Genomic DNA, 22,121 nt, shown 5'->3' with positions numbered 1-22,121 from the left:
ATTGAAAATCTAATAAACTACAAAAAATAGTTTGATTACATAATGATTCTTGAAAATGTCGGTTAACTTTAAGGTGACAAGTTATTGCAATTTTGAAGGTAGACATCATATTTTATAATCGAATAACATACAAAATAAAGCGACCAATTTTGCAGTGTTACGAATTGTAAACTGCGAACTGGTCGCTTTTTATTGATGTCATGATTAATTTAATGGATGTAATTATATGATGAAACTTCTGAAGCAGAGATGGTTCTTGATGAAACGATATATTCACCAATCCAGTTCATTTCTGAAATTAGAATACTTCCATCAATATTAACTTTCTCAACGTAGGCTACATGGCCAAATGGACCGTTTACTGTTTGTAAAATTGATCCTCGTGTTGGGTGTCTATCTACTTTGAAGCCATTGCTTGAAGCTTGGCCTGCCCAGTTTTTAGCATCTCCCCAAAATGTACTAATCGTGTGTCCATCTTTGGCACGTTTATCAAAGACATACCATGTACATTGTCCAGCAGTATATAAGTTGTGCTTACTTGTGATAAGAGGCTGATCAATGATTTTACCGTTACCTAAAGCTAAAGGTTTACCGTCAGCAGTCTTTGCTTTGTCATTAAATTCGGCGATTTGTAATTCGTCATACAATTCGTCTAAATCGATGCCTGTAATAAGCCCTTTGTTATCTTTTGAAAAAGCGTTATTTAATTCATCGTCATTGTCTTCAACATTCGGTATTGCTGGTGTCAAAGGATTGCTTGGTGACGTTTGAGGCGGTGTGTGTGAATCAATTGCGTCATTAATGTGCGTATACTGACCACTTAATGAAGAATGGTACTGATTGTTGTTAAGATCACGTTGATTTGCGTGTTGATGATTGTCGTTTGTACGTGACTGATTTTGATGATTGTTGTTTGGCGCGTTGCTTTTGTCATAAGTATAAGTATACGCGCCGGTGTCTTTATTCACTTTGAACTGTGCGTTTGGGTGTGCTTTCTTTGCTTCTTCTAATGTTTTGCTATCATTCGTGTATGCTTGAGCCGAGTTAGGCGACATACTAAATAAAGTAAGAGTTGTCATCGTCAGTAAAATTGTTTTCTTCATAATAACCATTTAATCCTTTATGTATTTAATTTAATTTTAGTATACACATTTATATTACAAAAATGAATGGTTAATTAAAAATATATGGGTATATTCAATATATTTATTTAAAAAAAGCTAAAAATACTTAAAAAACTATATACATATACTAATAATTTATATATTATTTGAGTAATGAGCACTTTTTCAAAAAATAGTGTCCCTAAAAAGTTTTGATAAACTTAAAATATTCAGGAGGTTTCTAGTTATGGCAATGATTAAGATGAGTCCAGAGGAAATCAGAGCAAAATCGCAATCTTACGGGCAAGGTTCAGACCAAATCCGTCAAATTTTATCTGATTTAACACGTGCACAAGGTGAAATTGCAGCGAACTGGGAAGGTCAAGCTTTCAGCCGTTTCGAAGAGCAATTCCAACAACTTAGTCCTAAAGTAGAAAAATTTGCACAATTATTAGAAGAAATTAAACAACAATTGAATAGCACTGCTGATGCCGTTCAAGAGCAAGACCAACAACTTTCTAATAATTTCGGTTTGCAATAAGCATTCTGAAATTGGCAAAGTCACATTTTCTAATGTGGCTTTGCTTATCATTTTTTAAGAAAACAACTGAAAGGAAATAAGCATGAAAAAGAAAAATTGGATTTATGCATTAATTGTCACTTTAATTATTATAATTGCCATAGTTAGTATGATATTTTTTGTTCAAACAAAATATGGAGATCAATCAGAAAAAGGATCCCAAAGTGTAAGTAATAAAAATAATAAAATACATATCGCAATTGTTAACGAGGATCAACCAACGACATATAACGGTAAAAAGGTTGAGCTGGGTCAAGCATTTATTAAAAGGTTAGCAAATGAGAAAAACTATAAATTTGAAACAGTAACAAGAAACGTTGCTGAGTATGGTTTGAAAAATGGCGGATACCAAGTCATGATTGTTATCCCAGAAAACTTTTCAAAATTGGCAATGCAATTAGACGCTAAAACACCATCGAAAATATCACTACAGTATAAAACAGCTGTAGGACAAAAAGAAGAAGTAGCTAAAAACACAGAAAAAGTTGTAAGTAATGTACTTAACGACTTTAACAAAAACTTGGTCGAAATTTATTTAACAAGCATCATTGATAATTTACATAATGCACAAAAAAATGTTGGCGCTATTATGACGCGTGAACATGGTGTGAATAGTAAATTCTCGAATTACTTATTAAATCCAATTAACGACTTCCCGGAATTATTTACAGATACGCTTGTAAATTCGATTTCTGCAAACAAAGATATTACAAAATGGTTCCAAACATACAATAAATCATTACTGAGTGCGAATTCAGATACATTCAGAGTGAACACAGATTATAATGTTTCGACTTTAATTGAAAAACAAAATTCATTATTTGACGAACACAATACAGCGATGGATAAAATGTTACAAGATTATAAATCGCAAAAAGATAGCGTGGAACTTGATAACTATATCAATGCATTAAAACAGATGGACAGCCAAATTGATCAACAATCAAGTATGCAAGATACAGGTAAAGAAGAATATAAACAAACTGTTAAAGAAAACTTAGATAAATTAAGAGAAATCATTCAATCACAAGAGTCACCATTTTCAAAAGGTATGATTGAAGACTATCGTAAGCAATTAACAGAATCACTCCAAGATGAGCTTGCAAACAACAAAGACTTACAAGATGCGCTAAATAGCATTAAAATGAACAATGCTCAATTCGCTGAAAACTTAGAGAAACAACTTCATGATGATATTGTCAAAGAACCTGATTCAGATACAACATTTATCTATAACATGTCTAAACAAGACTTTATAGCTGCAGGTTTAAATGAGGATGAAGCTAATAAATACGAAGCAATTGTCAAAGAAGCAAAACGTTATAAAAACGAATATAATTTGAAAAAACCGTTAGCAGAACACATTAATTTAACAGATTACGATAACCAAGTTGCGCAAGACACAAGTAGTTTGATTAATGATGGTGTGAAAGTGCAACGTACTGAAACGATTAAAAGTAATGATATTAATCAATTAACTGTTGCAACAGATCCTCATTTTAATTTTGAAGGCGACATTAAAATTAATGGTAAAAAATATGACATTAAGGATCAAAGTGTTCAACTCGATACATCTAACAAGGAATATAAAGTTGAAGTCAATGGCGTTGCTAAATTGAAAAAGGATGCTGAGAAAGATTTCTTAAAAGATAAAACAATGCATTTACAATTGTTATTTGGACAAGCAAATCGTCAAGATGAACCAAATGATAAGAAAGCAACGAGTGTTGTGGATGTAACATTGAATCATAACCTTGATGGTCGCTTATCGAAAGATGCATTAAGCCAGCAATTGAGTGCATTATCTAGGTTTGATGCGCATTATAAAATGTACACAGATACAAAAGGCAGAGAAGATAAACCATTCGACAACAAACGTTTAATTGATATGATGGTTGACCAAGTTATCAATGACATGGAAAGTTTCAAAGACGATAAAGTAGCTGTGTTACATCAAATTGATTCAATGGAAGAAAACTCAGACAAACTGATTGATGACATTTTAAATAACAAAAAGAATACAACAAAAAATAAAGAAGATATTTCTAAGCTGATTGATCAGTTAGAAAACGTTAAAAAGACTTTTGCTGAAGAGCCACAAGAACCAAAAATTGATAAAGGCAAAAATGATGAATTTAATACGATGTCTTCAAATTTAGATAAAGAAATTAGTAGAATTTCTGAGAAAAGTACGCAATTGCTATCAGATACACAAGAATCAAAAACAATTGCAGATTCAGTTAGTGGACAATTAAATCAATTAGATAATAATGTGAATAAACTACATGCGACAGGTCGAGCATTAGGCGTAAGAGCGAATGATTTGAACCGTCAAATGGCTAAAAACGATAAAGATAATGAGTTATTCGCTAAAGAGTTTAAAAAAGTATTACAAAATTCTAAAGATGGCGACAGACAAAACCAAGCATTAAAAGCATTTATGAGTAATCCGGTTCAAAAGAAAAACTTAGAAAATGTTTTAGCTAATAATGGTAATACAGACGTGATTTCACCGACATTATTCGTATTATTGATGTATTTACTATCAATGATTACAGCATATATTTTCTATAGCTATGAACGTGCTAAAGGACAAATGAATTTCATCAAAGATGATTATAGTAGTAAAAACAATCTTTGGAATAATGCGATTACGTCTGGTGTTATTGGTGCAACTGGTTTAGTAGAAGGATTAATTGTCGGTTTAATTGCAATGAATAAGTTCCATGTATTAGCTGGCTATAGAGCGAAATTCATCTTAATGGTGATTTTAACTATGATGGTCTTCGTACTTATTAATACGTATTTACTAAGACAGGTAAAATCTATCGGTATGTTCTTAATGATTGCTGCATTGGGTCTATACTTTGTAGCTATGAATAATTTGAAAGCGGCTGGACAAGGTGTGACTAATAAAATTTCACCATTATCTTATATCGATAACATGTTCTTCAATTATTTAAATGCAGAGCATCCTATAGGCTTGGCGCTAGTAATATTAACAGTACTTGTGATTATTGGCTTTGTACTGAACATGTTTATAAAACACTTTAAGAAAGAGAGATTAATCTAATGTTGATGAATAGCGTGATTGCTTTAACTTTTTTAACAGCATCTAGCAATAATGGCGGACTTAATATTGACGTGCAACAAGAAGAGGAAAAGCGAATCAATAATGATTTAAATCAATATGATACAACGCTATTTAATAAAGACAGCAAAGCGGTTAATGATGCGATTGTTAAGCAGAAAAAAGAACGACAACAACAAATAAAAAATGATATGTTTCAAAATCAAGCGAGTCACTCGACTCGCTTGAATGAAACTAAAAAAGTGTTATTTTCCAAATCTAACTTAGAAAAGACTTCGGAGAGTGATAAAAGCCCCTATATTCAAAACAAGCAGGAGAAAAAAATATTCCCGTACATTTTGATGTCTGTAGGGGCTTTTTTGACTTTAGGATTTGTCATTTTTTCAATTCATAAAGGGAGACGAACGAAAAATGAATCAGCACGTAAAAGTAACATTTGATTTTACTAATTATAATTACGGCACATATGACTTAGCAGTACCAGCATATTTACCGATAAAAAATTTAATAGCTTTAGTATTGGATAGTTTGGACATTTCAATATTTGATGTCAATACACAAATTAAAGTGATGACGAAAGGTCAATTACTTGTTGAAAACGACCGACTTATTGATTATCAAATCGCTGATGGAGATATTTTGAAGTTACTATAGGAGGAAAAATAGATGGTTAAAAATCATGACCCTAAAAATGAAATGCAAGATATGTTAACACCTTTAGATGCTGAAGAAGCAGCTAAAACAAAATTACGCTTAGATATGAGAGAGATTCCTAAGTCTTCAATTAAACCAGAACATTTTCATTTAATGTACTTATTAGAACAACATTCTCCATATTTTATAGATGCTGAATTAACTGAACTACGTGATAGTTTCCAAATACATTATGACATTAATGACAATCATACACCTTTTGATAATATTAAATCATTTACTAAAAATGAAAAATTACGTTACTTACTCAATATCAAAAATTTAGAAGAAGTAAATCGTACACGTTACACATTTGTGTTGGCACCAGATGAATTATTTTTCACAAGAGATGGATTACCAATTGCTAAAACAAGAGGTTTACAAAATGTTGTTGATCCATTACCGGTGTCAGAAGCTGAATTTTTAACAAGATATAAAGCACTGGTTATCTGTGCATTCAATGAGAAACAATCATTTGATGCTTTAGTTGAAGGAAACTTAGAACTACATAAAGGAACGCCATTTGAAACTAAAGTTATTGAAGCGGCAACGTTAGATTTACTAACGGCATTTTTAGATGAACAGTATCAGAAACAAGAACAAGATTATAGTCAAAATTATGCATATGTACGCAAAGTAGGACATACCGTTTTCAAATGGGTTGCTATCGGTATGACAACGTTAAGTGTTTTATTAATTGCATTTTTAGCCTTTTTATATTTTTCAGTAATGAAGCATAATGAGCGTATTGAAAAAGGATACCAAGCATTTGTAAAGGAAGATTATACGCAAGTACTAAATACGTATGATGATTTAGATGGTAAAAAATTAGATAAAGAAGCACTTTACATTTATGCCAAAAGTTATATCCAAACAAATAAACAAGGTTTAGAAAAAGATAAGAAAGAAAATTTACTTAATAACGTGACACCAAATTCAAACAAAGACTACTTATTATATTGGATGGAATTAGGACAAGGACATCTTGATGAAGCGATTAATATTGCCACTTATTTAGATGATAACGATATTACAAAGTTAGCGTTGATTAATAAGTTAAATGAGATTAAAAATAACGGAGATTTATCGAATGATAAACGTTCTGAAGAAACGAAAAAGTATAACGATAAATTGCAAGATATTTTAGACAAAGAAAAACAAGTTAAAGATGAAAAAGCGAAATCTGAAGAAGAGAAAGCAAAAGCGAAAGATGAGAAATTAAAGCAACAAGAAGAGAACGAAAAGAAACAAAAAGAACAAGCACAAAAAGATAAAGAAAAACGCCAAGAAGCTGAAAGAAAAAAATAGTATAGGACTGAGGCAAAGACAATGCATAAATTGATTATAAAATATAACAAACAATTGAAGATGCTCAATTTGCGAGATGGTAAGACATATACTATTAGCGAAGACGAGCGTGCAGATATTACGTTGAAATCGTTAGGCGAAGTCATTCATTTAGAACAAAATAATCAAGGTACTTGGCAAGCGAATCATACTTCTATTAATAAGGTGCTTGTTAGAAAAGGTGACCTTGATGACATTACATTACAGCTTTATACAGAAGCTGATTATGCATCATTTGCGTACCCTTCGATTCAAGATACGATGACGATTGGATCAAATGCATATGATGACATGGTCATTCAAAGTTTGATGAATGCCATCATTATTAAAGATTTTCAATCGATACAAGAAACTCAATATGTGCGCATCGTGCACGATAAAAATACAGATGTGTATATTAACTATGAACTACAAGAGCAATTAACGAACAAAGCTTACATTGGTGATCATATTTATGTTGAAGGGATATGGCTCGAAGTACAAGCTGATGGTTTAAATGTATTGAGTCAGAATACAGTGGCATCGTCATTAATTCGCTTAACACAAGAGATGCCACATGCACAGGCAGATGATTACAATACGTACCATCGTTCGCCAAGGATTATTCACCGTGAACCGACCGATGATATTAAGATTGAAAGACCACCACAACCAATACAGAAGAACAATACAGTGATATGGCGTTCCATTATACCGCCATTAGTAATGATTGCTTTAACTGTTGTCATCTTTTTAGTGAGACCAATTGGTATTTATATTTTAATGATGATTGGTATGAGTACAGTAACGATAGTATTTGGTATTACAACGTATTTCTCTGAAAAGAAAAAGTATAACAAAGATGTTGAAAAACGAGAGAAAGATTACAAAGCTTATTTGGATAATAAATCTAAAGAGATTAATAAAGCGATTAAAGCACAACGTTTTAGTTTGAATTATCATTATCCAACGGTTGCTGAAATTAAAGATATCGTTGAAACGAAAGCACCAAGAATATATGAAAAAACATCGCATCATCACGATTTCTTACATTATAAGTTAGGTATTGCGAATGTAGAAAAGTCATTCAAATTAGATTACCAAGAAGAAGAATTTAACCAACGTCGTGATGAACTATTCGACGATGCTAAAGAATTGTATGAATTTTACACAGATGTAGAACAAGCACCATTAATCAATGATTTAAATCATGGACCAATTGCATATATTGGTGCACGACATCTCATTTTAGAAGAATTGGAGAAAATGCTAATCCAATTGTCAACGTTCCATAGTTATCATGATTTAGAGTTTCTATTTGTGACACGTGAAGATGAAGTTGAAACATTGAAATGGGCACGTTGGTTGCCACATATGACATTGAGAGGTCAAAACATTAGAGGGTTTGTTTACAATCAACGAACACGTGACCAAATTTTAACGTCAATTTATAGCATGATTAAAGAACGTATCCAAGCTGTGCGTGAACGCAGCAGAAGTAATGAGCAAATTATTTTCACACCGCAATTAGTGTTTGTCATTACAGATATGTCATTAATTATTGATCATGTCATTTTAGAATATGTAAACCAAGATTTATCAGAATATGGTATTTCATTAATCTTTGTTGAAGATGTGATTGAAAGTTTGCCAGAGCATGTAGATACCATTATTGATATCAAGTCTCGTACTGAAGGCGAACTGATTACGAAAGAAAAAGAATTAGTTCAATTGAAATTTACACCTGAAAATATTGATAACGTTGATAAAGAATATATCGCGAGACGTTTGGCGAATTTGATACACGTCGAACATTTGAAAAATGCAATTCCTGATAGTATTACATTTTTAGAGATGTATAACGTGAAAGAAGTAGATCAGCTTGATGTGGTTAATCGATGGAGACAAAACGAAACATACAAAACGATGGCAGTACCTTTAGGTGTAAGAGGTAAAGATGACATTTTATCATTGAACTTACATGAAAAAGCACACGGGCCACATGGTTTAGTTGCTGGTACCACTGGTTCAGGGAAATCTGAGATTATTCAATCATACATTTTATCTTTAGCTATTAATTTTCACCCTCATGAAGTTGCATTCCTATTGATTGACTATAAAGGTGGGGGTATGGCGAACTTATTTAAAGATTTAGTCCATTTAGTTGGTACGATTACAAACTTAGATGGCGATGAAGCGATGCGTGCCTTAACATCAATCAAAGCCGAATTGAGAAAACGTCAACGTTTATTCGGAGAGCATGATGTTAACCATATTAATCAATACCATAAGTTATTTAAAGAAGGTGTTGCGACAGAACCAATGCCACATTTATTCATTATTTCCGATGAGTTTGCAGAATTAAAATCAGAACAACCTGATTTTATGAAAGAACTTGTATCAACGGCACGTATTGGACGTTCGTTAGGTATTCATTTAATACTTGCGACACAAAAACCATCGGGTGTTGTTGATGACCAAATTTGGTCTAACTCTAAATTTAAATTGGCATTAAAAGTACAAGATAGACAAGACAGTAATGAAATTTTAAAAACACCAGATGCAGCAGACATTACATTACCAGGTCGTGCGTATTTACAAGTTGGTAATAATGAAATTTATGAATTATTCCAATCTGCATGGAGTGGTGCAACATATGACATTGAAGGCGATAAATTAGAAGTTGAAGATAAGACGATTTACATGATTAATGACTATGGTCAACTTCAAGCAATCAACAAAGACTTGAGTGGACTTGAAGATGAAGAAACAAAAGAAAATCAAACTGAGTTAGAAGCGGTTATCGATCATATCGAATCTATTACAACACGATTAGAAATTGAAGAAGTTAAGCGTCCATGGTTACCACCATTACCAGAAAATGTATATCAAGAAGATTTAGTAGAAACAGATTTCAGAAAATTATGGTCAGATGATGCAAAAGAAGTGGAATTAACATTAGGACTTAAAGACGTACCAGAAGAACAATATCAAGGACCGATGGTATTGCAATTGAAAAAAGCTGGGCACATCGCGTTAATCGGAAGTCCAGGATATGGTAGAACAACGTTCTTACACAACATTATTTTCGATGTTGCAAGACACCATCGTCCTGATCAAGCACATATGTACTTGTTCGATTTCGGTACCAATGGTTTGATGCCAGTCACAGATATACCACATGTCGCTGATTACTTTACAGTAGATCAAGAAGACAAGATTGCGAAGGCGATACGGAAGATACATGATATTATTTCTGAGCGAAAAAGACTATTAAGTCAAGAGAGAGTAGTTAATATAGAGCAATATAATAAAGAAACTGGAAATTCAATTCCAAATGTTTTCTTAATTATCGATAACTACGACACGGTGAAAGAATCACCATTTATGGAAGAATATGAAGAAATGATGTCTAAGGTAACACGTGAAGGTTTAGCGTTAGGGGTATACATCATTCTTTCAGGATCAAGATCAAGTGCAATAAAATCAGCTATATTTACTAACATTAAAACAAGAGTTGCGCTGTACCTCTTTGAAAACAATGAATTAACAAATATTATTGGTTCTTATAAAAAAGGTGTGAAAGATGTTAAAGGTAGAGCTGCAATAAATGATGATAACTTCACACAGTTCCAAATTGCGCAACCATTTGAATTAGCAGAAGGACAAACATATAACGAGCGCATTAAAAATGAAGTAGCACAAATGAAAGAATTCTATGTAGGAGATTATCCAAAACATATTCCAATGATGCCAGATAAGGTATTTATGGAAGATATTCGAGAAGCATATGATTTGGAAAAAATCATTCATGAAGAACACAAATTACCATTAGGATTAGACTTTGAGGATGTGGAACTAGTTAGTTTAGATCTGACAAGTTCTTCGATTGTAACAGCAATTAAACCAACTGAGATGGAAAAAATGAATGATGTTATAATGTCTAGTTTATCAGTATATAGTAAAAACCAATTTGTTATCTTGGTTGATGCAGAAGATAATATGAGCCAGTATTCAGAAGATGTAACCTCTTATTATTCAGCACCATCAGATTTGAGCAACATTAGATTAGGATTTAAGCAAGAAATAGAAGCAAGGAAAAATGGCGAGAAAAGTATAGAGGAATGCAAGATTGTATTTATAAATAATATTAAACGATTCAATCAATTAACTGGAATGACAGAAGATGAAATTCGTGTGTTATTTAATGAAGGTCAAAAAGTTAATATTATCATTATTGCAAGTGGACTATACTCAGATACAATTGGTGCATTTGATAGAGAAAGTAAAATGATGGTAAGAACTATAAATCAAGCTTTGATTAGTCATAAGATATCGGAACAAGAATTTATAAGAGTTAAAGATCGATTTGGTGAACCAGAATTAAAAGTGGGAGAAATGTATTACATTAATAATCAAGAATATCAAAAAATAAAACTAATGGAGGGATAGAGTTGATAAAGTTAAACCAAGCCTCTGTCAGCAAAGAAATTTCAAGCATTCGAACAAATGGACAAGGCTTAAAACAATCAAATGGGAATGTAAATTTAAGTAAAACGAATCTCGTTACTTTTAAAGAATATGTAAATATGTTTGAAGATTATCAATCAGCTCTATCTAATTATGAAAACATAATTGAACAAGATACGACGGCTATGGATACAACGGTAACAGAAATTGTTGAAAACGATAGAGAAATAGCAGGACAAATTAATAAATAATTAAACAAGACGGGTGAGAAAAATGAGTAATAAGGGAGAAATAAGAAGGCAAATTGCTAATAAAGAAAGAGAAAAAGCAAGTAAAGAAGCACAACTAACAGATTTAAAAGAGGATTTAAGAAGGTTGAAAGACGCTTCGAAAAAATTGGATACAGCAGGAGAAGATTTTAACAAAGGACAGAGTAGTTATAACAAAGTAGAAATTAGTACTTCAGATTGGAAAGGAGAAAGAAGGACTAAAAGTGACAGCAAAAAGAAAGATGTCGATTCTGAATTAAAAAAAGTTGAACAAGACTTTGATGATGCGAAGAAGGCTATTAAAAAAGATATTCAGGATAAAGAAGAAGAAATCAAGGGAGTCGAAGGAGAAATCAGTACTATAAATGCAGCTATAGATGCACTTAAATCAAAATTATAATAATAGAGAGGGAAATTTATTATGGGGTACAAAGTTGATATGTCTGAAGTGCACAATATGCAAAAGTCTATTGATTCAAGCTTAAGTGCAATAAATACAAAGGTTAGCACGCTTAGCAGTAGCATAAACAACCTTATAAATACTGAAGGATTCGAAGGTCAGACAGCAAGTAGTGTCAAAAACTATAGTAAGACATTTCATTTACAATCAATAAAAAAGATTGAAACAATAAACAAAGATTTTAAATCAGATATTGCGAAATCTATACGTAAATTCCAAAGTGAAGTTGATAATAATGCTTCAGCTATATTGGATGAAGACGAAATAAAAAAATACAAAAAAGATATTGATGATGCATTAAAAGATGTTTTCAAATCTTCTAAAGATGCAAACGGAGCTATTTCAGATGTTTCAGATTTAACAACAGCCAAAAAAATAAAGACAGAAAACTTGGCCAATAAAATGGGAGATTTTAATAAAGATATTGATCAAACGGTGGAAAGATTAACGACCTTCGACGCCAACAATTCTATAGATGGTGATAAGACAGATAACTTAATAACTGAATTAAGTGGTGTAAATTCATATGTCAAAAACATGAAGCCAAACCGTGCAAGAATTAGTTCTACAAGTGGAAAAATTGAAGGTGCAATTGCAAGGCATAAAACAAGTGAAGAGTTAGTAAGATGGCAAACTTACATGGAAACGTTAAGTGAAAATCTTTATAAAACACCAGGTCTAAGTAAAGCAGCTTCTGACATAATTACCCAAGCTGGACGCGAGTACTATGCTATCAAAGCTGTAGGGAATGGCAGTGCTTTAAGAGGATATAAAGAATATCTGAAAACACGAGATATTAATAAATTAATTAACAAAATGAATAAAAACCAATTAAAAAGAATGTCATTGGTATTAAATACAGATAGAGGTAATATTAAAATAAAAAATGCAGTAAAAATGGCAAGTGAATTTGCCCGTAATAATCCTTTTAAAAAAGGAAATTTAGTAAATTGGATGAGCAAAGTCCAAGGGTATCAAAGTGTAAGTGCTCAAATATTAAAAAAGGGGTTGCAAGATAAGAACTTTAAATATACATTTGGAGATGCAAAGAAATTTTTTGATACAGCTGATATGAAAAAAGCAGCAGTCACAGAATTTAAAAATACCTTTGTACCACAAAATATAAGAGAAACCTTCTTTAAGAAAGAAAATTTAACATCTAAGACAGCATTAAAGAAAAATATGAGTAAATTCTGGAATGAAGATATTAAGGGTGGAATCAAAGAGTTTAAATTAGACTTTGCTAACAAAAATATCATTGGTAAACTCGGCAAATTGTTGAAACTAGGAGGCAAGGCTTTAAAACCATTAGGATTTATTACTGCAATTACTGACAACATAGGAAAGAAATCTTGGCAAGAAAAATTAGTTGGTATGGGGGTAGATTTAAGTGCTATTGGTGCAAGTGCAGCTGCAGGTGCAGCTGTTGGAACGGCAATACCATTACCTGTAGTAGGAACAGTTGCAGGTGCATTAGCTGGAGCAGCAGTGGGTATAGCTTTAGATTATAAAATACCGTATCTTGATAAGTCTGCAACAGAATTAGCTAAAGATGGTATTAACTCGGGTATTAACAAAGTTAAAAGTGGATTTGGAAAAGTAACTTCAGGATTTAAAACAGTTTTCGGATAAGAAAGGGGCAGACAAATGAAAATACAAGAGATTGTAGGAAATATAAAGAGAGCTTATCTGACACCATTAATAATTTTTGTGATTTTGTTTTCATTATTTTTTGATTTGATAATGTATTTTTATGGAAACCTTCAAGGGAAATTGCCAATATATTTAGATGTATTTCTAATATTTGCAGCAGTTGTATTTATTTTAATGTACTTCCAAGAGAAAAGTGGAGAAGTTAAGGTTGAAAAATCAAACGTTATTCGTTATTTAACATTAAATGTTGTAGCTGGGTATTCAATGGTACTACTTGTTGCCTCTATTTATGTTTTTGGGGTAGCAGGCTATGGTTTTGATGTATTTAATTACTGGTTAGGTATTATATTAATGCTATTTGTATCGTGGTTTGCTCTATTTTTGTTTTATAAAAATGAATTTGATAGTGAAAATCCAAATAAAACAGTTAATGTTATAGCAATTATTATAAAGTTATCTGCTTTTGGAGGACTTTTCTATATCAGAACAGTCGTTCCTAATACTGCAGATGAAGAGAAATTTATAACTCTAAGTATCTTAATTAATATAGCTGTTGATTTATTGCTGGTTAGATCATATTTTAACTATGCATTATATAAGAGTGTAAAAAAAGATATCGAAAACGGAGTGGATGATTAATGGAAGTAGGAATGTTAATTATGCCGTTTTGTGTGAAGATTACATTTGAAATTGATAAAAATGATAATTGGTTAAATGCATTAGATACAGTAAATGAATTTTTCATGGACAAAGATATATATCCAACTGGTCCTATAATTTTCCAAAGAGAATTAGCAGGTTTGGGTGAATATAAATATACAGCATATATAGCTCTTAATGATGAACTTCAAGATATACCTGAATTGAACATCAAATATATTGATTGTTTAGAGGTAGGACCTACGTTATCAACTAAGTGTTTTGAAGAAGAGGAATTTGAAAGAGCTTATAAAGAAATTGAATATGTAGCTAACGAAAATAATATTAAGATCCTAAATCAACCATATTATCATGTAATGGTAGATTATTTTGGTGGTACGGCTTTTGAAATTTATGCTCAAGTAGATTTGGATGAGAGTGAAGTATATGGATAAAAATGGATACTCATATATTATGATGAAAAATGTAGCTTACAAAACTTATTTTGATGTGACTATGGATGACTATGAAGATATATTAAAAGACTTTACAAATCTTGCAATTTCTAAAGGTAAAACAATTACAGGGCCATTAACCTTTGCAGTCACGCAAATAGACTTGCAAAAAAGGATGAATATTGATTTATTTATTTCAGTTGGAAAATGTTTTAAATCAAATGAAGAACTATCATATAGAACATATTTTTGTCTAGATAACATGTTACATGGTCGTATCACTTCCAACAATTTTATAACAGATGAAATAGCGTTACTTGAGGATATGAACGAATTTGCTTCTGACAACAATTTAACGTTTACTTCGCCTTATTATCACACAATGAGAAAAAGTTTTAGCGGTGAACAAGGTTGGATTGATGTAAAGGCCAAAGTGTATGAAAATGATTAATTAATAATCAGTAGAGGTAATATATGATAATTTTTATTTTATTAACAGTTTTTGCACTCTTTTATATAGCGATGATTGCTAGTTTATTTAAAAGTGAAGGTTTTTCAATAATAGGCTTAATATTGGATATAGTTATTTTGACAACGTTAATATTTTATTATTTTGTAGGTGCGAGTTTTGTTGATAATGATTTAAGTAACTTTTTAGCATTCATGAATTTTGGGTCATTTGTGTATATGTACTATGCAATTAAGAGCTTGTGGGTGAAGCCTAAGTTAGTAAATTATATAATTGCAAAAGAAATAGGCGAATCAAAAGATGTCATTGAAGAACAGGAATTAGATTTACAGACATCAAAGATAAGAGGTATCTACTTTTTCATTATTGCAATTGCCTTGTTAATAATTACTAAATTAAGAATGCAACCTGAGTTACAGGCAGATGCTATATCGATGAATCCAGTTTTTATTTTTATAGGAGTTATTATCATTTTAATTTGGCTAGTACTGGATATATATCGTAAGAAAAAATACGGTATATTCTTATTCAAGACGATAGTGCCATTAGTTGTTACGACTTGGATTATTATAGCTACTATTGTACTTTCATAAGAAATTTTCAATAATTTTTTTGGTTATAATTGTTGATGGATATTAATTAATCGATAGAAAAATCTTAATGATTTTTGAAAAATATGTAAAAAGTATATACTATTAATATCTTTTTTACTATAATTATAAATAGTTAAATAAATTGAAAGACAAAATAATGAGTAGGAGTTAATGAGATGGAAAACCAAAAACAAGGCAATGGCTTAAAAATTGCAACATGGGTATTTATTGTATTAACAGTAGTTACACCGCTATTTGGTATTGGAAGTATTGTTTGTAGTATTAATTACAAAAAATACGATGCAGAAAAAGGTTCGAAGTTATTGAAAATTGCAATTATCGTAACAATAATTGTTTTTGTTTTAAATTTATTAGCATATTTAGGTTTAAGATAAGTAAAATGAATTTGAAGAAGCATTAAGCGACATTTGGGTGTTGTTTAATGCTTTTTATTTAACGGAAATAAGTGTAGAGAATAAATTAATAGCTTAATCAAGAGATATTTCGAACACATAGGGGCGATAACATGACTTTCGAAGAGAAGTTAAGTCAAATGTACAACGAGATTGCGAATGAGATCAGTGGGATGATACCGATAGAGTGGGAAAAAGTATATACAATGGCTTATATAGATGATGAAGGTGGAGAAGTGTTCTACTATTACACAGAACCTGGAAGCAATGAATTATACTACTATACTAGTGTATTAAATAAATATGATATATCGGAATCAGAATTTATGGACTCAGCGTATGAGTTGTATAAACAATTTCAAAATTTAAGAAATATATTTAAAGAAGAAGGATATGAACCATGGACATCATGCGAATTTGATTTTACAAAAGAAGGTGAATTAAAAGTTTCATTTGATTATATAGATTGGATCAATACAGAGTTTGATCAATTGGGCCGTCAAAATTATTATATGTACAAAAAATTTGGGGTTATACCAGAAATGGAATATGAAATGGAAGAAGTTAAAGAAATCGAGCAATATATTAAAGAGCAAGATGAAGCTGAACAATAGGGGAGATAACATGACTTTCGAAGAAAAATTAAGTGAAATGTACAATGAAATTGCGAATAAAATTAGTAGCATGATACCAGTAGAATGGGAAAAGGTATATACAATGGCTTATATAGATGATGGAGGAGGTGAAGTATTCTTTAATTATACTAAAATAAACAGCGATGAATTGAATTATTACACCGATATACCTAAGGAGTATAACATTTCTGTGCAAGTATTTGATGATTTATGGATGGATTTATATGATTTGTTTGAGGAATTAAGAAATTTATTTAAAGAAGAAGGACATGAACCATGGACATCATGCGAATTTGACTTTACAAGAGAAGGTAAATTAAAAGTTTCATTTGATTATATAGATTGGATAAATTCAGAATTTGGTCAAATAGGTCGACAAAATTACTATAAGTATAGAAAATTTGGAATTTTACCAGAAACGGAATATGAAATTAATAAAGTTAAAGAAATCGAACAATATATTAAAGAGCAAGAAGAAGCTGAAATATAGGGGAGATAACATGACTTTCGAAGAAAAACTAAATGAAATGTACAACGAGATTGCGAATGAGATTAGTGGGATGATACCAGTAGAGTGGGAAAAAGTATATACGATAGCCTATGTAAATGATAGAGGTGGAGAGGTCATTTTTAATTATACTAAACCAGGTAGCGATGAATTGAATTATTACACGAATATATCTAGAGATTATAATGTTTCGGAAGAAATATTTGATGATTTATGGATGAATCTTTATTACTTGTTTAAGAATTTAAGGAATTTATTTAAAACAGAAGAACATGAACCATGGACATCATGCGAATTTGACTTTACAAGAGACGGAAAATTGAATGTATCTTTTGATTATATAGATTGGATCAATACAGAGTTTGATCAATTGGGCCGTGAAAATTATTATATGTATAAAAAATTTGGGGTTATACCAGAAATGGAATACGAAATGGAAGAAATTAAAGAAATCGAGCAATATATTAAAAGCCAAGAAAGTTAATTATAGGAAAGAGGTTAAGCAATAAGATTTGTTTAATCTTAGTTTGCTGCAATTTAAAATTGCTGATATTTCTAGGAAGAATCATTCGAAATTGAAAGTGAGAGTGAACTCATAAGTGGTTCAATAACAAATTGTATAAAAAATATTGATCATAATATCGATAGACTTATCGATAAAATTACCGAGATGCAAAATGAAGTTAATTCATTAGATAGTACATTATCTGTACTAGAAAATGCAATGGATTCAATAGCTGCTGCTATTGAAAAATTAACTAATTAAAGGAGCAGTAATGGAAAAAATAAAGAAAATAAACAAAATATTTTTATCATTTGAAGTTATTCCATTTGCAATGATGATTTTACTGGCGTTTCTACCAGTTATTGCAGGTATAATTAATAATCGTTTGCAGTATGGTAGGGATTTTGGCGATAGAGTAAGTTTTTATTGTTATATTTCAATTATGGTTGCATATGCAATTACCATTTTGTTAGAAATTATTTTTTACTTTATTTTATTGAAAAACTATCAATATGATCAAAACAATATTGAATTAGCTAATAGAGTGAAAGTTACAAAAGTACTGTCGATTTTGTATATGATTCCAGGATTATATGCGATTCCATTCTATTTTAGATTTTTACATGTTCGCTCATTTAGAGAAAATAAAAAATCCGGACAGCCGGCCTATCACTTTTGGGAATTTTTTATAAAACCTAATCGAAAACCGATAGAGTTGAAAGACTTTTTTATTAAAAATAGATGATTAAGGAGTAACCGATGAAAAGATTAATTATAGGAATGTTAATTATAATGATGAGTATAATCAATTATGGTTGTGGCAATAATCAAAATGAAAATAAATATAAAAGTCAAATTAATAAAGTAATGAAAATTCAACAAGAAACTCATAAAGAGATGGTTAAAAAGAGTAATGAAGTTAATCCTGAATTTAATAAGGATAAAGTAAATACTTATGTATTTAATGATGGCAAATTAATTATCATAAGCTATAAGTTATTTAAAGATAAAGATCAAATGTTTTACGCGACTTACGAGTTTAAAAACGACAAAATTTTTTATAAGAGAGATATTGATCCTAAAACATACGTGAAAGAACACCAATCAGATTATAAAGATATTAAAGTAAAATAATTTAAAGGAGTAGGAAAATGGAAAAATTAATCAAAGTGACGTCTTTAATTGGAATTATTATTCAAAGTTTTTTAACATTGTTATTTTTAATATTTTTAATTTTATCAGCAACAGGCATTATACAGCCAGAATTGACCACAACTGTTAATGGTGAACAAACTATACAAAGCCCAGAAACTGCTCAAGCAACATTCGTGACAATATTCGCAATATTATTTGTTGTTTCTTTAGTTTCAGATTTATTAGGCATTATAGCTATGAAAAAGTTGTTTGTGAATAATAAAGCGAGTGGTATTTTGTATATTATTGGTGCAGTTATCAGTGCCAATTTATTAACATTTATTGTTTGGTTAATAAGTGGGGTTTCTGTTTTAAGATATAACAAAATAGGAAAAGAAGTGTCATAGCATGAAATATACTTGGTGGATACTATTAACAATTGCAGGCATTTTAAGTTTAACAAGTGTTTATGGATTTATTTTATGTTTAGGTAGCTTTGGAATGTTGGCACTGAATGTCATGTGGCTATTTGTTTATACGCCGCATAAAAATTCTAAAGCACTTGAATCTATATCAAAACCAACGATAATTTTATCAATCATTGGGACATATGCAGTATTTATATTTATGTCTATCTTATTTTACTTCGTAATGAAAGCTAGGTTTATGGAAATTGGAATAAAACTTTATGGTGAACCTTTTAAGATGTTTGGAATACCAATATTCATCATGGCTATCATTTTATTTACAATCGGTACAGTATTCGTTTATAAAATACAGCAATCAAGATTAAAGCAGTAGAATATATTAATTTAAAATGGGACGGGTTTAAAAGAAATCCGTCCTAATGATTTATACATAATAGATGTAGCTGAATCTAAAAGACTTCAAATACTTTGAAGATAAAAAGATAATGACAATGAATGTAAAATGTGATTTTTACAATATTAAAATATAAAAATTCCAACTGAAAATGTAATGGTTTAGAAAGGAAATCTAAATTTTAATAACGATAAATGAAGGATAGATAAACATGAGTAACTTAAACCAGTTTGATAAATTTGTACCTTCATTTATTTGCGTTGAAAATCACGATTCTGTTTCCATTTTCGAAAAATAGAAACGAGTATCGTAAATAAAAACTCTCATGGATACAAGGCGATTATATAGTTTCAAGATGATGAACCAATTTAGGACGAAATTTAAATGGATGGATATATTTAGATTTTACTGAATTGTAAAAATAGAATTTCAAGTTATTTGAATGTATTTATAAATATATCGTTATTATTAAAGTAGAGATTAGGGGAGATAACATGACTTTCGAAGAAAAACTAAGTGAAATGTACAATGAAATTGCAAATGAGATTTGTGGAATGATACCGGTTGAGTGGGAAAAAGTATATACGATAGCCTATGTAAATGATAGAGGTGGAGAGGTCGTTTTTAATTATACTAAACCAGGTAGCGATGAATTGAATTACTATTCAGACATACCTAAAGATTGCAATGTCTCAAAAGATATTTTTAAGAATTCATGGTTTAAAGTTTATCGAATGTTTGATGAGTTAAGAGAAACTTTTAAAGAAGAAGGACATGAACCATGGACATCATGCGAATTTGATTTTACAAGAGACGGCAAATTGAATGTTTCATTTGATTATATTGATTGGGCGAATTCAGAGTTTGGGCCAATGGGAAGAGAACATTATTATATGTATAAAAAATTTGGAATTTGGCCTGAAAAAGAATATGCCATAAATTGGGTTGAAAAAATAAAAGATTATGTTAAAGAGCAAGAAGAAGCTGAACTATAGGGGAGATAACATGACTTTCGAAGAAAAACTAAGTGAAATGTACAACAAGATTGCAAATGAGATTGTTGGCATGATACCTGTAGAATGGGAAAAGGTATATACAATAGCCTATGTAAATGATAGAGGTGGAGAGGTCGTTTTTAATTATACTAAACCAGGTAGCGATGAATTGAATTATTACATGAATATATCTAGAGATTATAATGTTTCGGAAGAAATATTTGATGATTTATGGATGGAACTTTATAGATCATTTAAAAAATTAAGAAATATATTTAAAGAAGAAGGACATGAACCATGGACATCATGCGAATTTGATTTTACAAACGAAGGTAAATTAAAAGTTTCATTTGATTATATTGATTGAAAGAATACAGAATTTGATCAATTGAGTCTTGAAAATTATTATATGTACAAAAAATTTGGGGTTATACCAGAAATGGAAGAAATTAAAGAAATCGAGCAATATATTAAAGAGCAAGAAGAAGCTGAACTATAGGGGAGATAACATGACTTTCGAAGAAAAACAAAGTGAAATGTACAATAAAATTGCAAATGAGATTAGTGGGATGATACCAGTAGAGTGGGAAAAGGTATATACAATTGCCTACCTAGATGATGAAGGTGGAGAAGTCGTTTTTAATTATACTAAACCAGGTAGCGATGAATTGAATTATTACACGGATATATCTAGAGATTATAATATTTCAGAAAAAATATTTGATGATTTATGGATGAATCTTTATTACTTGTTTATGAATTTAAGGGATTTATTTAAATAAGAAGATTTAGAACCATGGACATCATGTGAATTTGACTTTACAAGCGAAGGTGATTTAAACGTATCTTTTGATTATATAGATTGGATTAAATTAGGTTTTGGCCCATCAGGAAAGGAAAACTACTATATGTATAAAAAGTTTGGTGTTTTACCAGAAATGGAATATGAAATGGAAGAAATTCGAGCAGTAGAGAAGTATGTTAAAGAGCAAGAGTAGCAGACATGTTATAAAAGGCTGTGCAAAACCAACCTCGTTTTACATTTGATTCAAAGAAGAAGGTAAAAAATAAGATTATTTGCAACTTAAAAAGTCAATTAGCTTATCGGTATCCATACATCATGGATAAATAAGTTCAACTAATTAACAAATCACGATATAAATTTAAAATTGTCATTAATTGAAAAGGTTATTGTAGTGTATTTTATAAAGTTGATGTACATCGACTTATTTTTTAAAACTTATATCAAAAAAATATGAGAAAAGTATATACTATTAAAATGTTTTTTACTATAATTATAAATAGTTA

Annotated in this window: 23 protein-coding genes and 2 pseudogenes; 24 read left to right on the top strand and 1 reads right to left on the bottom strand. The window is 30.5% G+C overall.

The window, feature by feature from the left end; translation table 11 throughout:
* Nucleotides 1-209: 209 nt before the first annotated feature.
* The gene (locus NST10_RS08700) at nt 210-1,103 is read right to left on the bottom strand and encodes a CHAP domain-containing protein (RefSeq protein ID WP_339209468.1); all 894 of its coding nucleotides are present in this window, start codon (nt 1,101-1,103) and stop codon (nt 210-212) included.
* Between the two features lie 247 nt (nt 1,104-1,350).
* Here NST10_RS08700 and esxA point away from each other — a divergent pair, with 247 nt between their 5' ends.
* The 24 genes and pseudogenes from esxA (at nt 1,351) to NST10_RS08580 (ending at nt 21,811) form a co-directional block, all read left to right on the top strand.
* Nucleotides 1,351-1,644 carry a WXG100 family type VII secretion effector EsxA gene (esxA, locus tag NST10_RS08695; RefSeq protein WP_001240826.1) on the top strand — a complete coding sequence of 98 codons (294 nt, stop codon included), beginning with the start codon at nt 1,351-1,353 and terminating at the stop codon, nt 1,642-1,644.
* A gap of 82 nt (nt 1,645-1,726) precedes the next feature.
* Nucleotides 1,727-4,756, top strand: a complete 3,030-nt coding sequence (gene esaA, locus NST10_RS08690) for a type VII secretion protein EsaA (protein ID WP_339209460.1) — start codon at nt 1,727-1,729, stop codon at nt 4,754-4,756.
* A complete protein-coding gene (gene essA / locus NST10_RS08685; protein WP_000928937.1) occupies nt 4,756-5,214 on the top strand; it encodes a type VII secretion protein EssA in 459 nt (152 codons plus the stop codon). The genes esaA and essA overlap by 1 nt, the downstream gene beginning before the upstream one ends.
* On the top strand, nt 5,186-5,428 hold the full coding sequence (gene esaB / locus NST10_RS08680; protein ID WP_001071606.1) for a type VII secretion protein EsaB: 243 nt from the start codon (nt 5,186-5,188) through the stop codon (nt 5,426-5,428). The genes essA and esaB overlap by 29 nt, the downstream gene beginning before the upstream one ends.
* A 12-nt stretch (nt 5,429-5,440) precedes the next feature.
* Complete coding sequence (essB, locus tag NST10_RS08675) at nt 5,441-6,775, top strand: type VII secretion protein EssB (RefSeq protein WP_000240329.1); 1,335 nt, start codon at nt 5,441-5,443, stop codon at nt 6,773-6,775.
* 21 nt (nt 6,776-6,796) lie between these two features.
* Nucleotides 6,797-11,245: a type VII secretion protein EssC gene (essC, locus tag NST10_RS08670; protein WP_000549309.1), complete on the top strand. Its 4,449-nt coding sequence runs from the start codon at nt 6,797-6,799 to the stop codon at nt 11,243-11,245.
* 2 nt (nt 11,246-11,247) lie between these two features.
* Complete coding sequence (locus NST10_RS08665; RefSeq protein ID WP_000593835.1) at nt 11,248-11,514, top strand: TIGR04197 family type VII secretion effector; 267 nt, start codon at nt 11,248-11,250, stop codon at nt 11,512-11,514.
* Nucleotides 11,515-11,536: 22 nt separating this feature from the next.
* On the top strand, nt 11,537-11,932 hold the full coding sequence (locus NST10_RS08660) for a DUF5082 family protein (RefSeq protein ID WP_000066177.1): 396 nt from the start codon (nt 11,537-11,539) through the stop codon (nt 11,930-11,932).
* A gap of 21 nt (nt 11,933-11,953) precedes the next feature.
* Nucleotides 11,954-13,624, top strand: a complete 1,671-nt coding sequence (locus NST10_RS08655; RefSeq protein WP_000540848.1) for a T7SS effector LXG polymorphic toxin — start codon at nt 11,954-11,956, stop codon at nt 13,622-13,624.
* Nucleotides 13,625-13,639: 15 nt separating this feature from the next.
* A complete protein-coding gene (locus NST10_RS08650; protein ID WP_000701500.1) occupies nt 13,640-14,284 on the top strand; it encodes a DUF5079 family protein in 645 nt (214 codons plus the stop codon).
* On the top strand, nt 14,284-14,739 hold the full coding sequence (locus NST10_RS08645) for a DUF5085 family protein (protein WP_000451775.1): 456 nt from the start codon (nt 14,284-14,286) through the stop codon (nt 14,737-14,739). The genes NST10_RS08650 and NST10_RS08645 overlap by 1 nt, the downstream gene beginning before the upstream one ends.
* Entirely contained in the window at nt 14,732-15,190 is a 459-nt protein-coding gene (locus NST10_RS08640; RefSeq protein ID WP_000360004.1) for a DUF5085 family protein, read from the top strand. The genes NST10_RS08645 and NST10_RS08640 overlap by 8 nt, the downstream gene beginning before the upstream one ends.
* Before the next feature lie 23 nt (nt 15,191-15,213).
* Nucleotides 15,214-15,801, top strand: a complete 588-nt coding sequence (locus NST10_RS08635; RefSeq protein ID WP_000583207.1) for a DUF5080 family protein — start codon at nt 15,214-15,216, stop codon at nt 15,799-15,801.
* 176 nt (nt 15,802-15,977) lie between these two features.
* The gene (locus NST10_RS08630; protein ID WP_000431306.1) at nt 15,978-16,196 is read left to right on the top strand and encodes a hypothetical protein; all 219 of its coding nucleotides are present in this window, start codon (nt 15,978-15,980) and stop codon (nt 16,194-16,196) included.
* A gap of 131 nt (nt 16,197-16,327) precedes the next feature.
* Complete coding sequence (locus NST10_RS08625) at nt 16,328-16,828, top strand: TIGR01741 family protein (RefSeq protein WP_000142078.1); 501 nt, start codon at nt 16,328-16,330, stop codon at nt 16,826-16,828.
* 10 nt (nt 16,829-16,838) lie between these two features.
* Complete coding sequence (locus NST10_RS08620) at nt 16,839-17,339, top strand: TIGR01741 family protein (protein WP_000142018.1); 501 nt, start codon at nt 16,839-16,841, stop codon at nt 17,337-17,339.
* Nucleotides 17,340-17,349: 10 nt separating this feature from the next.
* On the top strand, nt 17,350-17,841 hold the full coding sequence (locus tag NST10_RS08615) for a TIGR01741 family protein (protein WP_000141953.1): 492 nt from the start codon (nt 17,350-17,352) through the stop codon (nt 17,839-17,841).
* Nucleotides 17,842-18,133: 292 nt separating this feature from the next.
* Entirely contained in the window at nt 18,134-18,607 is a 474-nt protein-coding gene (locus tag NST10_RS08610; protein ID WP_000411304.1) for a DUF5083 family protein, read from the top strand.
* Nucleotides 18,608-18,621: 14 nt separating this feature from the next.
* Nucleotides 18,622-18,996 (top strand): DUF4467 domain-containing protein, encoded by a 375-nt coding sequence (locus NST10_RS08605; protein ID WP_000825544.1) that lies wholly within the window; start codon nt 18,622-18,624, stop codon nt 18,994-18,996.
* A 17-nt stretch (nt 18,997-19,013) separates the two neighbouring features.
* Nucleotides 19,014-19,403: a DUF4064 domain-containing protein gene (locus tag NST10_RS08600; RefSeq protein ID WP_000413100.1), complete on the top strand. Its 390-nt coding sequence runs from the start codon at nt 19,014-19,016 to the stop codon at nt 19,401-19,403.
* A 1-nt stretch (nt 19,404) separates the two neighbouring features.
* Nucleotides 19,405-19,797, top strand: coding sequence for a DUF5084 family protein (locus NST10_RS08595; protein WP_000878110.1), 393 nt, complete (start codon nt 19,405-19,407; stop codon nt 19,795-19,797).
* Between the two features lie 515 nt (nt 19,798-20,312).
* Nucleotides 20,313-20,813 (top strand): TIGR01741 family protein, encoded by a 501-nt coding sequence (locus NST10_RS08590; protein WP_000141995.1) that lies wholly within the window; start codon nt 20,313-20,315, stop codon nt 20,811-20,813.
* 10 nt (nt 20,814-20,823) lie between these two features.
* A pseudogene (locus tag NST10_RS08585) lies at nt 20,824-21,312 on the top strand (TIGR01741 family protein).
* 10 nt (nt 21,313-21,322) lie between these two features.
* Nucleotides 21,323-21,811 (top strand): annotated as a pseudogene (locus NST10_RS08580) (TIGR01741 family protein).
* Nucleotides 21,812-22,121: the final 310 nt, after the last annotated feature.

Source organism: Staphylococcus sp. FSL W8-0305, assembly GCF_037966415.1.
GTDB lineage: Bacteria > Bacillota > Bacilli > Staphylococcales > Staphylococcaceae > Staphylococcus > Staphylococcus aureus.
This window is presented reverse-complemented; position numbering and strand designations above follow the sequence as displayed.